Origin of the sequence: Pseudarthrobacter sp. LMD1-1-1.1 (assembly GCF_040676255.1) — a bacterium.
Classification (GTDB): domain Bacteria; phylum Actinomycetota; class Actinomycetes; order Actinomycetales; family Micrococcaceae; genus Arthrobacter.
Window position 1 is genome coordinate 1 of sequence record NZ_JBEGHP010000026.1, and the last position, 15,825, is coordinate 15,825.

Here is a 15,825-nt window from a genome sequence, read left to right on the forward strand (position 1 = left end):
TCTCACGATGTAACGATAAGGCGGCCAGCAGCTTCCGAAGGACCGACCCTCGGCAGACCCAGGCCAACGGAACTACTGCCCTCCGATAGAGCTACTCCCGGCCCATGAATAACCGTGTATGCCAGTTGAGAATGGGCAGGAAAGTTCTTTCCAGGGCCGCCCATGTCCGTTCTCATTCCGGATGTCAGTTTTCGCATCAAAGGTGTCAGTCGACGGATTTTGGACGGTTCTCAGCCAAGTTGTCAGCCAACGCCCGCCCTTGCTGTGACTGGCAAAAGTCCTTGGCCGTGCCCGCCGCAGGCACTTTGCTGATTTACGGAACTGACAATATGAACGAGAAAGAGTTTGCCGGATTTCTCTCATCCAACCTGTCAGTTCCCACGTCGCTACTGACAACTACATTGAGAACGGACAGCCCAGCGTGGACCGCGACAACTGCTATTTACTGCATTTGGCCACATCCTGCGGAACACCGCCGCACTAACGACCGTAGCGATTTTCCCAGGCCTAGCGATTACCGGCGTTCGCCATGATGAGAACGAAGATAAGTAGCCAGACGATACCGGCGATCGTATCAATCCAGCCAAGGATCTTTCCAAGGGTGGCCGAGTGGTGCAGCGCTTCGGCTTTCCTTGCATTCGAGATCGCGAGTGGTCCGAAGACTATGCCAAGAATGAAAAACCCGAGCACACCGAAGATGGTCGCTTTTTCCTTGAACTTCGAGCCTTGAAAATGTTCCAAGGAGTTGTTCTGCTGCACGTTCGGGTAGTTCGGGTATTGGTAAGGCTGCTGGCCTGAGCTCTGCGGATACGACATGATGAACCTTTCTTGATGCTAGCTATGCGGGGCTCCCCCGCTGCCAGCACCTGCCGGTCGCCGATCGTCCCCCGGGCTAGAACATACCCCGCCAACAACGTGCTCGAACAGACTTCACGCCGAACGTTTTCAGCTTTATGTCCCCGTCACCGCCCATACCAACGGTGCTCATCCCGCGCGGATCAGCCGGACTGCAAATCTTCCTCAAGAATGGCACAGGAATCGCGCAAGAATTCATCAAGAATCGTACGGTCGCATTTCCATGAGGACTATATCGCGTTGACAACAGCGGCGTGGCCTCTGCCAGCACGAACCCCAAAGCAAAGTGACAATGCACTCTCAATAACTAAGCACTGCCCACTACTTTTTTATTACGAACGCTAATAGTTTTGCGAAGTCCGTCACCATGGGGATTTTGTCCCATTGCGCAGCCACCTGCTACACATTGTCTACTTGACTTGACGCGCAACAAATACATGGCATGCGCGTTCAAGTGTGAATGTGGGGGCAATCAAGTATGGGGATCTCTTCGCTGCTGCAAGGTAAACGCCGCAGGACTGCATCTGTTTCGGCGTTGGCCAGCATCTCGTTGGCAGCAGCAGCCCTGGCCTTCCAGTGCGACGGACTTCCTGCTGCTGACCTTAAGCTTAATGACGGCGGTGTTTGGGTTACCAAACAGTCGGACCTCTTGGTGGGCCACCTGAATTTCCCCTCGAGGGTGCTGGATTCCGGTCTTCGGACTAAAGCACCCCAGTACGACGTCCTGCAGCAGGGCGACACGGTCCTGGTTCAAGACAGCGCGAATTCCACTCTCACCCAAATCGACCCTGCTCGGGTGACACTGCTGGGAAGCGGCACCCTTCCCGCCGGGGCCAGCGTCTCTGCCGGATCTGACACTGTGGCGATCCTCGCCGACGGCGACCTCTATGCGGTCCCGATCGGCAGCATCGATGGCCTCCGATTGGGCGGTGCTGAGCCGCTGGCCAAGCTGGGTCCCGGTGCCGTGGCCACTATTGGCCTGGACGGTGTTATCCACGCATTCTCGCCGACGCTCGGTGAAGTGCGTGACTACACGCCCAAAGATCAGGACTACGTCCAGAAATCAACTCGCAAGCTTGCTGACGTCCCCAAGGACGCAAAGCTAAGCGTGGCTGCCGTCGGCCCGGACGCCGTGGTCTTCGATTCAGGGAACGGGGAACTGTACCTGCCGGGCGGCCAGAAGGTCGCCGTTCCGGACGGAAAAGGCGGCGCTCTCCAACAGAACGGGCAAGCCAACGACCGCGTCCTGGTGGGCACATTGAGCGCAGTTGTGTCCCAGCCTCTTGACGGCGGCACTGCCACCAGCACGCGCGCTCCCAAGACGAGTGCGAATTCCGCCCCCACAGCCCCTGTCTGGCTGAATGGCTGTGCCTACGCCGCATGGTCCGGGACCTCCACCTATGTCCGGGATTGCGGTGCCGGAAAGTCTGAATCCGGGATCGTCCCCAACATGCCCGCCAACGCCCAACTGGTCTTCCGGGTCAACCGGGACGTCGTCGTCCTGAACGACGTTCAGGGCGGCGGCGTCTGGCTCGTCACCCAGAAAATGCTCCTAGTGCAGAACTGGAACGACGTGGTTCCACCCCCGGACATCCAGGACGACAAGGAAGAGAAGAGCCCGGACCAGCAGGTCACCCTTCCGAAACGGACCGAACAAAACCACCCGCCCGTCGCCGTCGACCAGCAATTCGGCGCCCGCGCCGGCCGCACAGCAGTCCTTCGTGTCACCGAGGACTGCTCCGACCTCGACGGCGACGTGCTCTCGGCCTCACTGGCGGGATCGGCCCCGCCCGGCGTCGAGGTCCAGCCGGCTTTGGGCGGAGCGGCCCTTCAAGTCAGCGTCCCTGCCAGCGCCACCGGTTCCCTTTCATTCCGGTACCGCGTCGATGACGGCAGGGGCGGCACCGCGGAAGCCACCATCACCCTTGCTGTCCGACCTGCGGGGCAGAATTCCCCGCCCGAGCTGAAGCACCCCCAGTCCATCAAGGTCGAGGCCGGTGCGACGCTCCAGCAGGACGCGCTCCAAGGCTGGCGCGACCCCGACGGCGACGCGATGTACCTCAAGTCCGCGACCACCACCTCGGGGGACCGCGTGACATTCCGAAGCAACGGCATCATCGATTTCGCGGCGGTATCGGGCCAAACAGGGGTCAAGGAGGTCAAGCTCGTCGTCTCGGACGGGACGGCAGACTCGGAGGGCGTGCTCCGGGTCGAAGTGCTGCCCAAAGGCTCGCTGCGGCCCATTGCCAACGCGGACCGGATGACAGCCGTCGCTTCGACACCCCTGACCATGTCCCCGCTGCTCAATGACGTCAGCCCCTCGGGCGCACCGCTGCGGCTGGCAAAGTATGACTCGGTTCCAGGGGCCAGCATCACCGCCGACTTCACCGCGGGCACGATCACATTCATGACGGCCACACCGGGCACGTACTACATGCAGTACCTGGTGACCGACGGACCCAACTCAGCGGTGGGCCTGATCCGCATCGACGTGATCCCGGGCACCGGATCCAGCCGTCCCGTCGCCGTCCTCGATGTCGCGATGGTCCCGGTCGGCAGATCCGCCCTGGTGAACGTCCTCGCCAACGACAGCGATGCCGCCGGAGGGATCCTCATCGTCCAATCAGTGGACGTGCCACCCGGGCTGGGGATCACGGCAGAAGTCCTGGAGAACCGCGTCGTCCGGGTCACCGACACCGTCGGCCTCAGCCACCCCGTCACCTTCCACTACACCGTCTCCAACGGCAACCAGGCCGCAACGGGCGAAGTACTTGTCCTGCCCGTCCCCCTCCCTGCCACGTTGCGCCCCCCGGTGACGGTAGATGACTCCGCCACCGTTAGGGCCGGCGACGTCGTGACCATCGACGTGCTGCACAACGATTACCACCCCGACGGCGACACCCTGACGCTCCTGCCTGACCTCGTCGAACCCAAACCCACGCCAAGCGAGGGCGTAGCCTTCATCAGCGGGGACAAACTGCGGTTCCGGGCCGGGCAGAATCCGGGGACGGTGCACGCAACCTATGAGGTCGCCGACTCACAGGGCAACAGGACCGCCGGATACGTGAGCATCCAGGTGCTGCCCGAGGACGACGCCCACAACTCAGCCCCCCGCCCACAGCCCCTCACGGCCCGCGTCATCGCCGGCACCACCATCCGCATTCCCGTGCCGCTCGACGGAATTGACCCGGACGGCGACTCAGTCGAACTCCTCGGCCAGAGGGACGCCCCGAAACTGGGCCGCGTCACCATAGGGGACACCTGGCTTAACTACGAGGCCTATCCGGACTCATCCGGCCGCGACTCCTTCACTTACGTCGTCCGCGACCGCCAAGGTGCGGAGGCCACAGGCACGGTGGAGGTCGGCATCGCACCGCCAAGCTCCCAGAACCAGGCCCCGTATGCCGCCACCGATCACGTGACGGTGAAGCCGGGCCGCACCGTCTCCGTCCCGGTGCTCGCCAACGACAGCGATCCCGACGGAGACCCGATCCTCCTGGTCACCGACGGACTGAAAGTCCCTGACGGGATCTCCGCCAAGGTCACCGACGGCCGCATCCTGGTTACCGCTCCCCCACGCGCCGGCGAGTACACCGTGCAGTACACGGTCGCCGACACCTATGGCTCAAGCTCCATAGGGTCCCTCGTCCTGGACGTCCGGGAGGATGCACCCGCCCAGCGGCCCATCGCCCGGGACGACTACGTGACAAAGATCGAGATGTACGGCAAAACGTCGGTCGATGTCCCGGTTCTCGCCAACGACGAAAACCCCGACGGCGTCGCCTCGGACCTGCGCATCTCCTCCGATGACCCCAACGCGTCGGCCGGCAACGGCTCGGTCACCGTCAAACTGACTGACCTGTCCCAGGTCATTCTGTACACGGTCACGAACGAAGACGGCCTGACCGCTTCGGCGTTCATCCATGTGCCGGGCCTTAAAGACCTGAGGCCCGAACTGTCGGTCCTCAAAGCTCTTGAGGTAAAAAGCGGGGACCCACTCACCATCAACCTCGCCGACGTCGTCAAAGTGCGTGAGGGCCGCACGGCCCGGATCGCCACGGCCGACAGTGTACGGACGTCCCACTCCAACGGCGCCCCGCTGCTCAAAGACGAACACACCTTCACCTACACCTCGGCTCCGGACTACTACGGACCGGACACCCTCACGGTGCTGGTCACTGACGGCACCGGCCCGGATGACGCCAGCGGGCTCACCGCCACGATCTCCATCCCCCTCCAGGTCATTCCCGCGCAGAATGTCTCGCCCACCCTGCTGGGCACGACTATCGAGCTGGCGCCCGGGGAAGCCGAGACGCCGGTCAACCTCGCACGCCTGTCCCGGGACCCCAACCCCGGGGACCTCGAGCGCCTGGTCTACAGCATCCAGGGCAGCGTGGCGGGTGGCTTCTCCGCCCGCATCGAGGGCCAGCGGCTTTGGCTCAAAGCGGACGCATCCGCTCCGCACGGGTCGAGCGAAAAGGTTGTGGTCCAGGTCAGCGATGGCACCTCTGCCCCGACCACTGCCACGTTCACGCTGACCACGGTGGTTTCCTCCAGGCCGCCTGCCGCCGCGAATGACGACGTCGTGCCCGACGCGAAGGCCGGCCAGAAGTCCGTTGTCGATGTCCTCGCAAACGACGTGAACCCGTTCCCGGAGACACCGCTGAAGCTCCTCGGCGCCCACGTGGACTCCGGGTCAGGTACCGCGGAACTGGAAGGCGGCAAGGTCGCCATCACGCCCAGCGCGGACTTCGTCGGCGTCATGATCGTCAGCTACGAAGTGCAGGATGCGACAAACGCACCCGAGCGCCAGGTCGAAGGACACGTGAAACTGACCGTGCGCGGAAAGCCCGGCGCCCCGGGCATCCCCTCGGTCAGCTCTATCCAGGACAGCACCGTCGTGCTCTCCTGGGCTCCGCCCTCCAACAACGGCTCACCCATCACGGGCTACACGGTCTCGTCCTCGAAGGGCTATTCCAAGTCCTGTCCGTCCACCACCTGCACCCTGGACGGACTCACCAACGACGTCGAGTACACCTTCACCGTCACGGCCACTAACGATGTCGGAACCTCCGACCCCTCGCCGGTTTCGGCACCTGCCCGGCCTGATGCGCGGCCCGAGGCTCCCGCCGCGCCCGCGCTCGTGTTCGGGGACAAGAAGGTCTCCGTGTCCTGGACGACACCCACGAGCCACGGGTCGCCAGTCACAAGCTACACGCTGGAGATCTCCCCGGCACCGGCCTACGGGTCAGTCCAAAAGACCGGGGTCACCGGCAATTCGATGGTCTGGGACGGGCTCGAGAACGGGGTGGCCTACCAAATACGCGTCCAGGCGAACAACCGCGCCCCCGAACCCTCGGCCTGGAGCCCGTATTCAGCGTCGGTGATACCCGCCGGCGTGCCGGACGCACCGCCTTCGCCCGTCACCACGCCCTCGACGGCGGTGGGCAGCCAGGCGCAAATCGCCGTGAGCTGGGGAGCACCCAACGCCAACGGCGACCCCATCGCTGACTACACGCTCAGCGTGAAGCGGGGCGGCGCCGTCGTGAACACGCTTACGCTCGCCGGGACCAGCCAAAACGTCACGGTGGATACCAGCGAGTCCGACTACTCGTTCTCCGTGACGGCCCGCAACAAGGCCGGCGTCAGTGCGCCCAGCGCCGATTCAGCCCCACGTCGGGCCGCTAACGCACCCTCTGCGCCGGCCAGCGTCACGGCAACCGAAGGTGACCGCAGCTCGCAGGTCAGCTTCACGCCTGGGTCGTTGAACGGCAACCGCCCGAACGAGATCAACTGGCGCTGGAAGGCGACCCCGGGCGGTTTGACGGGGTCCTTTGGCAGCGCGACGTCCGGGACCATTCCCGGGCTGGTCAACGGCACCTCTTACACCATCCAGGTATGGGGCGAGTCAACCGTGCAGGGTGTCTCCCCGGGCGCGGCCACCGCATCGAACCCCGTCAGCCCCTACGGTGCGCCCCTGGTCCGCAACCTTGTAGGCGTGGGCGGTGACGGCACAGTGTCCTTCACCTGGTCGGTAGATGGCAACGGCAGGAACGTGACCGGCGTGCAGGTGAACACGTCGGCGGGCAACACCTCGGGCGGAGCGGGGCTGACAAGCTACCAGGCCTCCGGCCTCGGTCCGAGCCAGCAGGTCAACGCCACCGTCACGGTCACCACCGACGCGACCGATCCCGCGCGGAAGACCGCCACTGCGTCGGCATCGGCAACCAGCAACCCGGTCCGGCTCAGCATTACGCGGGGCAATCCCGACTCGCGGAAGGCCGGTACGTACTTCCTGCAGTTCAATTACGCCAACTTGCCTGCGGGCAACTACACCCTCCAGTGCTACGCCAACCAGACCCTCGGAGGCACCACTCCGTACGACTCCTGGAGCGGCTACTTGAGCGGGACGGGGAACCAGCAGGTGTGCGGCAAGGCCGACTGGCAATCAGGTTGGTACGAAATCCGGCTGAGCGGGCCGTATTCCGCGACAGTCCACCAGAACGTCTAAAGGAGCGAAGCATGACAATCACCCAGGAACAGGCCACGTGGTTCGCCGGAACCTTCCAGCAACTCAGTAACAACATCGGCCAGGCCGTCCTCGGCAAACAGGAGATCATCCGGCTCGTCCTCACAGCCCTGCTGGCCGAAGGCCACGTGCTGCTCGAGGACGCGCCGGGAACCGGCAAGACACAGCTGGCAAAATCGCTCGCGGCAACGGTGCATGGAACGCATCACCGGATCCAGTTCACCCCGGACCTGCTGCCCTCCGACGTCACCGGCATCACCGTCTACGACCAGCAGAGCCACCGCTTCGAATTCCACCGCGGCCCCGTCTTCGCATCCATCGTCCTGGCCGATGAAATCAACCGCGCCTCACCGAAAACCCAGTCGGCGCTCCTTGAGGTCATGGAAGAGGGACGGGTCACAGTGGACGGCGTGGGGCACGAGGTGGGCCGGCCGTTCATGGTCATCGCCACCCAGAACCCCATCGAGCAGGCCGGCACCTACCGGCTCCCGGAGGCGCAGCTGGACCGCTTCCTCATCAAGACAAGCATCGGCTACCCGGACCTCCAGGCAGCCGAGGCGATCCTCGGGGCTGCCTCGACACGCGACCGATCATCGACGGTCCCCCCGGTCATCACCACACAAGCGGTCTCCGACATGGCGGGCCTGGTGGACGACGTGCACGTGGATTCAGCGGTGCTCCGCTTCACGGCCCAACTCGCCGAAGCCACCCGAACCGACCCCAACGTCCGGCTCGGCGTCTCCGTGCGCGGATCGCTGGCCATCATCCGCGCCGCCAAGGTATGGGCCGCCACCGAAGGGCGCTACTTCGTCCTGCCCGACGACATCAAAGCCCTGGTGCTGCCCGTGTGGCAGCACCGGATTGTCCTGGACCCGGAGGCAGAATTCGCGGGCGTGACCGCCGAGTCTGTCCTTGCCAGGGTCCTTGCAGACGTCGCCGCACCGCAGACACGGGGCGCGGCAGCGTGAGCCAGGCAGCGCAGAGGCGGCCCATCGGACGACTGCTGTCGCCTGCGCTGCTCCCTGCCACTGCTGCCCGGCTCCGGCACCGGATGGGGCCGGGCATCGACGCCGTCACGGCGGCGACACAACGGCTCAGCCCGGTGTGGGCCGCGGCGGCATCCCGGGCGGGAATTATCAGCAGGCCCGGATGGGTCGGCCTGGCCGTGATGACCGCCGCCATCGCCCTCGGGCTCGTCCTGGGCTGGCGGGAACTCTGGGCCGCCGCCTGGGTTCTGGCGGTCCTGTTTCTCGCAGCCATCGGTTTCGTCCTCGGCAAGGCCCGCTACGACGTCGCCATTGACCTCGCCAGCAGGCGGGTCGTCGTCGGGGAACAGGCCGTGGGACGCCTGCTGGTCCGCAACGCGGGGACCCGCCCCATCGCCCCGGCACAGGTTGAGCTCCCCGTGGGCCGGGGCCTGGCCACGTTCCAGCTGCCGCGCCTGGCAGCCGGTGAGGAACTCGAGGAGCTCTTCACCGTCCCCACCCAGCGCCGCGCCGTCCTGCAGCTCGGCCCGGTCCGGTCCGTGAAGTCCGATCCCCTGCAGTTGCTGCGCCGGGCCGCGGGACTCAACGAACCCACCGAGCTATACGTCCATCCGCGCATCGTGCAACTGGCCAACTCCTCCACCGGCCTCCTGCGCGACCTCGACGGGCTCGCCAGGCAGAACATCTCGAATGACGACATCGCCTTCCACGCCCTGCGCCAATACGCACCCGGTGATGACCGGCGCCACATCCATTGGAAGTCCAGCGCACGAGCCCAAAACCTCATGGTGCGACAGTTCGAAGAAACCCGCCGCTCACAGGTGGCCATTCTTCTAGCCTCCCGGCCCACGGAGTATGCCGAATCGGACGAATTCGAACTGGCCGTCAGCATTGCCGGCTCGGTCGGCGTGCACGCGCTTGCCGACGGCAAGGCGATCACCCTGCTGGGACCCCACCGCGCCATGGCCCGCCATACCAAGGGACAGTTGCTCGACGGCCTGTCGGGCGTGGAACTGAACGAGCGGGCCCGGCCGCTGCAGGACCAGGCCGGAACGGTCTCCGCCCATGCCCCCGGCGCTTCCGTTGTGGTGCTGGTGGCAGGATCCCGGGTCGGTCCGGAACAGCTGACCCGTGCCTCCTCCCGGCTGCCCCTGGCAGCGCACCGCGTCGCCGTAACCGTGGACCCCAGCTCCGGGCTGCGCCGCCGCACATCAGGTGACCTCACCCTCCTGACGGTACCGACCCTGGAGGACCTCGGCACGGCCCTTCGGAAAGGGATCTGATGGCCATGCCACGAGACGGGCGACGGACCCTGGCGGCGGTCATCGCCGCCATTGGGGTTACCCTCGCGCTGGTTCCGCTGTACCCCGTTTATGCCGTGCCCGAGTTCTGGTCCGCGCTCGGGGGCGGAGTGCTGTTGGGAAGCCTCGCCGCGGCTGTGGGGGCCCGGTGGCGGTTGGGACCTCTGCGTGTCACGACTGTGGCCGTGGGGGCCTATTTCGCCGCCGGCGGGGCATTGGTCCTGCGTGAGGGGAGCCTTTTCGGGGCGGTTCCAACGCTGGATGTACTCAAGGCCCTCGCGCTGGGCCTGATCCAGGTTTGGAAGGACATGCTCACAGCAGCTACTCCCGTCTCCGGCATGGAGGCGCTCCTGATCGCCCCGTACGCCCTCGGCATCCTCGGCGGCGCCGCGGCGGGAAGCATCACCCTGCGCAGCCGGCGGCCCCAGTGGGGGGCCCTGCCCGCCGGCGTGCTCCTGCTCGTGGCCATCACGCTGGGCACCTACACCGCGTTCATGCCCGCTGTCCTGGGAGCCGTCCTGGCGGCCCTGCTCACTGCCTGGGCCCTTTATGCCGTCCGCTCCGGCGGCGCAGGGAACCTCGCACTGGGGGAGGTGCCCCGCGGCAACCGCCACGTGATGGCAGCAGCCACACTGGCCCTGGCACTCGGTGGGGGGATGGCCGCGGGCGCGCTCGTCCCGCTGCCCACCGACCGCACCGTTCTGCGCGACGCCGTCGTCCCACCGCTGGATGCCCACGATCTGGCCAGCCCGCTGACCTCGTTCCGCCAGTTCACCACCGGCGGAGAGTCCCTGAAACTCTTCTCTGTCGAGGGGCTCCCGCCAGGGGCGGCTATCCGCCTCGCCACGCTGGACCAATACGACGGGATCGTCTACCGGGTCGCTAACAACGGCTCAGCCGGGGCCGGACAGTTCTCCCGCGTGGGCCGCAAAATCACCACCACGGCCGAAGGCGACCAGGCCACGTACTCGGTGACCATTGACCAGCTGACCGGCGTCTGGATGCCGGACGCCGGCTACCTTGACGCCCTGGAGTTGGGCGACGGAACCCTGGCCGACCGCCGTGCCAGCCTGAACTACAACCCCGGCACCGGAACGGCTGTCATGGTCGGCGGCGTCCTCCAGGGGGACCAATACACGGCCGAAGCCATCATCCCTAAGACGCCCGACGACGCGACGCTCGCCGCGGCCCGGGTGTCCGCGATGACGCTTCCCACGCCACAAAACGTTCCCGAAATTGTCGCAACCCTGGCCACGCAGTTCACGGCGGGCGCATCCACGCCATGGGAACAGCTGAAAGCCATCGAATCCAAGCTCCACACGGCCGGATTCTTCAGCCATGGGCTCGACGGCCAAGCGAGGTCGCGCGCCGGCCACACCTCCGAGCGGATATCCACGCTGCTCGAGGGAACCCAAATGGTCGGCGATGACGAACAGTATGCCGTGGCGATGGCGCTGATGGCCCGCCAGCTCGGTATCCCGGCGCGCGTCGTAATGGGGTTCCGGCAGGACCATCCCGCTTCCGCCGGCGCCACCACCATCACTGGAGCCGACGTACACGCCTGGGTGGAAGTGCCGTTTGACCACGTTGGCTGGGTTTCCTTTAACCCAACACCACCGACGGATCAGGTGCCCAAGCAGGAGGTGCCTCAGCATCAGCAAAAGCCCCAGCCGCAGGTTCAGCAGCCTCCCCCGCCCGTGGTCCCTCCGGTCGAGCTTCCGCCCGCACCACCTGTCAAAGAAGCCTCTGACGGGTCTGCCCCGACCGACCTTGCCGGCCTGTGGGCTGCCCTACGCTGGACCGGCGCCGGTATCGGTCTCCTGTCTCTGCTGCTGGCCCCCGCTGCGCTGGCTGCCTGGCTGCGGTGGCGGCGGCGGCGCGCACGAAAAGCCGCCTCACGTGCTCCAGACCGGATCAGCGGCGGCTGGTCCGAGCTGGTCGACCTCGTCGTGGACCACGGCGCCGATGTTCCCGCCGGGGCCACCCGTCGTGAGGAAGCGACGCTGCTTGCCGAACACTTCCCCCGGGAGGCCATAGCCCCGCTGGCCTCCCGTGCCGATCACGCAGCCTTCGGGACCGGTCAGCCCAGCGATGCTGAGATCGCAGCGTACTGGGCAGATGTCGAAACAGCCGGCCAGAGGATCCGCCGCGCCGTAGGCTGGCGGCGCCGCCTGGCAGCCAGGTACTTTGCGCGCTCTGCCATGCGCGACGTCCGGCTTCGGGCTTCACGGATCCCCCTCCCCCGCATCACCAACCTTTCGTTGAAGAAGGCGAAGAACCAATGATCGACCTTGCCTGGGGAGCCCACTCCGACCGCGGCCGGCGCAGGCCCCTGAACGAAGATTCCTTTCTCGCCGAGCCGCCGCTGTTCTTCGTCGCGGACGGCATGGGCGGCCACACCGGCGGCGACCGTGCCAGTGCCGCCGCCATCGACGCCTTTGGGGAACTTCGCGGCCGTCCAATCGTGGCACTCGATGACGTGGAACGAGCCTTCGCCCGGGCCGTCCAGGACGTTTCGGGTATCAGCACCGGTGCCGACGCCGCCGGCACGACGATCTCGGGGGTGGCGGTCACCGAGCAGGGCGGCGAAGCCTATTGGCTGGTCGTCAACATCGGTGATTCGCGCACTTACCGCCTGGCCGCCGGAGTACTTGAACAGATCAGTGTCGACCATTCGGAAGTCCAGGACCTAGTGGACAAAGGAGAAATCTCCGCCACCGAAGCCGAGCGCCATCCCCGCCGCAATGTGATCACGAAGGCTGTCGGCGCCGGCTCCTACGACGAACCCGACTATTGGCTCCTTCCAATAGCCCAGGGGGACCGGATCATGGTCTGTTCCGATGGCCTCAGCAAGGAACTCGATGCAGCCAGATTGACGCAGGTGCTCTCGGAAGAAAGGTCCCCCCAGACGGCAGCTACCCGCCTCGTTCACGAAGCACTGCTGCACGGCGGCCGTGACAACGTCACCGTCGTCGTCGTTGACGCCCTCCGCGCCAACGACCGTGTGGCAGAGGTCGACGCCCTGGCGCAGCTTCCCGACGAGGACACCCTCCCACGTGTTGTGAGCACCAAAGAAAGGACTGGCCATGGGCCGCTACAGCTCGGGTGATTGGTTCGCGCTCGTGACGGACGACGGCGTGGCGATGCTTTCCCATGATGTCCCGCCGGAATTGGCGGAGAGTGTGTGGCTGGCGCTGGGTGAGGGCGGCGGCCTTACCGCCGTACTCGAGGGCATCGTCAGCGGTTTCGGCGCAAGCCTCTCGGCTTTGCCGCCCTTCGCTGTCGTGTCCCGCACCCCGTCCGGTGACGAAGTCCGCGTCGCCGTGCGCGGACCCCTCGAGGTCCGGGCCGCATCGAGCTCAGGCGAGGTGATCGTCGGCGGCATGGGCGTGGCCACCTGGAACGAACGCGGCGTCGAGGGAGTCGAATCCTTCACGGTGACCGCACCCGGCGCCGGCGCTCCGCGGCTGCCCATCAACGACGGGATCGTGCTTGCCGGTCAGATCGCGTTCACGTTCGGTGCGCCACAGACAGTGCCCCCGGATCCCTCCCTCCCCGTCCTGCTCCAGGTGCCCGCAACCCCGAAACCGCCTGCCGGACCGGACACCGACCCATCCGTCCCGGACGTGTCAAGCATCGAAGCGCCCGTCCTTGAAACCCCGATCCCGGGACCGTCCGCCGTCGCACCTCCTGTCATGGCTGCCCCTCCCGTTGAGCATCCGGTGCCGCTATCAGAAGATGCCGTGGGCGGGGCAGCCGACCCCGAACGTCAGGAGACCGGCCCGGAAGATTCCGCATCAGGGGATCCTGCCCCGGAAGATCCCGGCCCGGAATCAGGGCCCGGTGAGTCCTCCGCGGTGACCGCGGGGCCAGCGCCTGGTGGCGATACGACCATCGAGCCGCTCGTCGCCGACCGGTCATGGGAGGTTGGAACTGTCGACGGATTTCCCGCGCCGGAGGACTACGACAGGCTGCTCTACGGCGACACCACCAAGACATCGGTCGAGGGCGCAGCCGTGCGCGCTGTGGAATCCCCCGCCGAACCCGGCCCCGTCCCGGCGGGCATGATTTCAGGGTTGCCTCAGTTCGCAGGGACAACCCTGCCCGAACCAGTGGGCCCGGACAGGCTGGGAGACCACGACGACGAGACGGTCTCGACCGCGAAGATCCAATCGTTGATGGCTCAGGCGGGCGCAGTCATCCCCGGCGGCCTTACAGCCCCGGGACGCGGAGCTCCCGCGACCCTTGTCGTCTCTACAGGTGAGCGGGTCACACTTGACCGCGGCGCCGTGGTAGGACGCCGGCCCCAGCTCGTCCGGGTCCAGGGCGGAAACGTCCCGCGTCTGGTCACCGTTCCCAGCCCTAACCAGGACATCTCCCGCAGCCACCTTGAGTTGCGGCTGATCGGCGAGGACGTGCTGGCGGTGGACCTCGACACGATGAACGGCACGAGGCTGCTGCGCCCGGGCTGTGATCCGGTCCGCCTGCAGCCCGGGGAATCAACGATCCTGGTGGCCGGCGACCGGCTGGAGATGGGTGACGGCGTGGAACTCGGCTTCGAGGGCCTCCGATGAGCGCCCGCAGGCCGCCGTCGGCTCCTCCGTCGTTGCCGGGCTTCGAGTACCTTCAACTGCTCGGCTCGGGCGGCTTCGCTGACGTGTTCCTCTACCAGCAGCTCCTCCCCCGCCGGCAAGTAGCCGTCAAGGTGATGCTTTTCGACAAGCTCGGCACCGACACTGTCGCGGAGTTCACCGACGAGGCGAACCTCATGGCGCAGCTGGCCACGCACCCGTCGATCGTTTCGATCCATGAGGCGGGAATTTCCGAGGACCGCAGGCCGTACCTTGTGATGGAGTACTGCTCCAAACCCAACCTGCAGGCGCGGTATCGGCGCGAGCGGCTTTCGGAAGCCGAGACCCTGCGGATCGGCGTGCAGATTGCCGCCGCGGTGGAAACGGCGCATCGTGCCGGCATCTTGCACCGGGACATCAAGCCCGCGAATGTTCTGGTCACCGATTATGGCCGGCCCGCACTGACCGACTTCGGTATCGCCGCCACCACAGGGTCGGGCGCGGAGGCCAGCGGCATGTCCGTTCCCTGGTCGCCGCCGGAATCGTTCGCGGCGCCGGCGCGAAGCGACGCAACATCGGACGTGTACGCCCTCGCCGCAACCCTCTACACGCTGCTGGCCGGGCGCTCACCCTTCGAAGTCCCGGGGGCTTCGAACACCCACGTGGACTTGATCGGCCGGATCACCACAGCCGCGGTGCCTCCCATCGGCCGCTCTGATGTGTCCAACGCCTTGGAACAGGTCCTGCGCAGGGCGATGTCCAAGACGCCCGGCGACCGGTTCCCGACTGCCATGGCCTTCGCGCTGGAATTGCAGCGCACCCAAATCGGGCTCGGTATGCAGGCCACGGGCATCGACGTCGTGGAGGAAGAGTTCATCCTTGAGCAGGCCGCTGATGACGACGACGGGACCCGCATCCGCAACATCGTCAGCATTCAGGCCCAGGCCTCGCCGGTACCGACGGCGAAGAATTTGCCGCCGGCAACCCGGCCGCTGCCCGGAAATCAGGATGAGGACCCTCTCCTCGATGTCACGATCGACAGGGTCCAGTTCTCTGCCCGTCCCGCCCCCGCTGGTTTGGCGGCGCCCCCGGTGCCGGACACCATGCTCCGGCCCGTATCCGTGGACCCGCAGGCGGAGGCACCGGCGGTGCGCAGGCCCCGGCGCCGTCTGGCCGTGATCGGAATCGCGGCCGCGACCCTCGGCGCGGCAGGTGTGCTGGCAGCGGTCATCGCGGCGTCCGGCGCACTGAACGGCCCTAGCCCCGGGAACCGGCCCAGCACGGCGGCGCCGGTGGCGATCGCGCCGGCGGGAGGCTCCGTTCCGGCCGTAACGGCTCTCACGGGCAAGGTCGAGGGCCAGAAGGTGGTTTTTTCGTGGAGCGACCCCGACCCCAAGGAAGGGGACAGCTATCTGTGGCGCACCGTTGAGCAAGGCTCATCCAGCCCGCTGGCGGAAATCAGCGGTCCTACCGTCACCGTTCCGGCCGCCAGCAGCGGGCGCACGTGTGTCGAGGTGCTCCTGCGTCGCTCGTCGGGGCGAACGTCGGACGAACCGTCCCTGGGGTGCGTCCCGTGAGCAGCC

The 15,825-nt window shown here is 66.3% G+C and carries 8 protein-coding genes; 7 read left to right on the plus strand and 1 reads right to left on the minus strand.

Annotated features, from left to right (window positions below; genetic code table 11):
• Nucleotides 1–507: 507 nt before the first annotated feature.
• A complete protein-coding gene (locus MRBLMD1_RS20235) occupies nt 508–816 on the minus strand; it encodes a hypothetical protein (RefSeq protein WP_364402984.1) in 309 nt (102 codons plus the stop codon).
• A 589-nt stretch (nt 817–1,405) separates the two neighbouring features.
• Here MRBLMD1_RS20235 and MRBLMD1_RS20240 point away from each other — a divergent pair.
• From MRBLMD1_RS20240 to MRBLMD1_RS20270, 7 genes are read left to right on the plus strand one after another with little or no spacing between them, the layout of a single operon-like run.
• Nucleotides 1,406–7,366 carry an Ig-like domain-containing protein gene (locus MRBLMD1_RS20240; protein ID WP_364402987.1) on the plus strand — a complete coding sequence of 1,987 codons (5,961 nt, stop codon included), beginning with the start codon at nt 1,406–1,408 and terminating at the stop codon, nt 7,364–7,366.
• Between the two features lie 11 nt (nt 7,367–7,377).
• Nucleotides 7,378–8,352, plus strand: a complete 975-nt coding sequence (locus tag MRBLMD1_RS20245; protein ID WP_364402990.1) for an AAA family ATPase — start codon at nt 7,378–7,380, stop codon at nt 8,350–8,352.
• Nucleotides 8,349–9,653, plus strand: a complete 1,305-nt coding sequence (locus MRBLMD1_RS20250; protein WP_364402993.1) for a DUF58 domain-containing protein — start codon at nt 8,349–8,351, stop codon at nt 9,651–9,653. The genes MRBLMD1_RS20245 and MRBLMD1_RS20250 overlap by 4 nt, the downstream gene beginning before the upstream one ends.
• Complete coding sequence (locus MRBLMD1_RS20255) at nt 9,653–11,956, plus strand: transglutaminase-like domain-containing protein (protein WP_364402996.1); 2,304 nt, start codon at nt 9,653–9,655, stop codon at nt 11,954–11,956. Before MRBLMD1_RS20250 ends, MRBLMD1_RS20255 begins: the two co-directional genes overlap by 1 nt.
• Nucleotides 11,953–12,780, plus strand: a complete 828-nt coding sequence (locus tag MRBLMD1_RS20260) for a PP2C family protein-serine/threonine phosphatase (RefSeq protein ID WP_364402999.1) — start codon at nt 11,953–11,955, stop codon at nt 12,778–12,780. Before MRBLMD1_RS20255 ends, MRBLMD1_RS20260 begins: the two co-directional genes overlap by 4 nt.
• Complete coding sequence (locus MRBLMD1_RS20265) at nt 12,758–14,245, plus strand: FHA domain-containing protein (RefSeq protein ID WP_364403002.1); 1,488 nt, start codon at nt 12,758–12,760, stop codon at nt 14,243–14,245. Before MRBLMD1_RS20260 ends, MRBLMD1_RS20265 begins: the two co-directional genes overlap by 23 nt.
• Nucleotides 14,242–15,819 (plus strand): serine/threonine-protein kinase, encoded by a 1,578-nt coding sequence (locus MRBLMD1_RS20270; protein WP_364403005.1) that lies wholly within the window; start codon nt 14,242–14,244, stop codon nt 15,817–15,819. Before MRBLMD1_RS20265 ends, MRBLMD1_RS20270 begins: the two co-directional genes overlap by 4 nt.
• Nucleotides 15,820–15,825: the final 6 nt, after the last annotated feature.

Bases quoted from the DNA above. Each gene is read 5' to 3' on its own strand.
- MRBLMD1_RS20235 (WP_364402984.1), bottom strand. From the start codon at position 816: ATGTCGTATCCGCAGAGCTCAGGCCAGCAGCCTTACCAATACCCGAAC.
- MRBLMD1_RS20245 (WP_364402990.1), top strand. From the start codon at position 7,378: ATGACAATCACCCAGGAACAGGCCACGTGGTTCGCCGGAACCTTCCAG.
- MRBLMD1_RS20255 (WP_364402996.1), top strand. From the start codon at position 9,653: ATGGCCATGCCACGAGACGGGCGACGGACCCTGGCGGCGGTCATCGCC.
- MRBLMD1_RS20260 (WP_364402999.1), top strand. From the start codon at position 11,953: ATGATCGACCTTGCCTGGGGAGCCCACTCCGACCGCGGCCGGCGCAGG.
- MRBLMD1_RS20265 (WP_364403002.1), top strand. From the start codon at position 12,758: ATGGGCCGCTACAGCTCGGGTGATTGGTTCGCGCTCGTGACGGACGAC.
- MRBLMD1_RS20270 (WP_364403005.1), top strand. From the start codon at position 14,242: ATGAGCGCCCGCAGGCCGCCGTCGGCTCCTCCGTCGTTGCCGGGCTTC.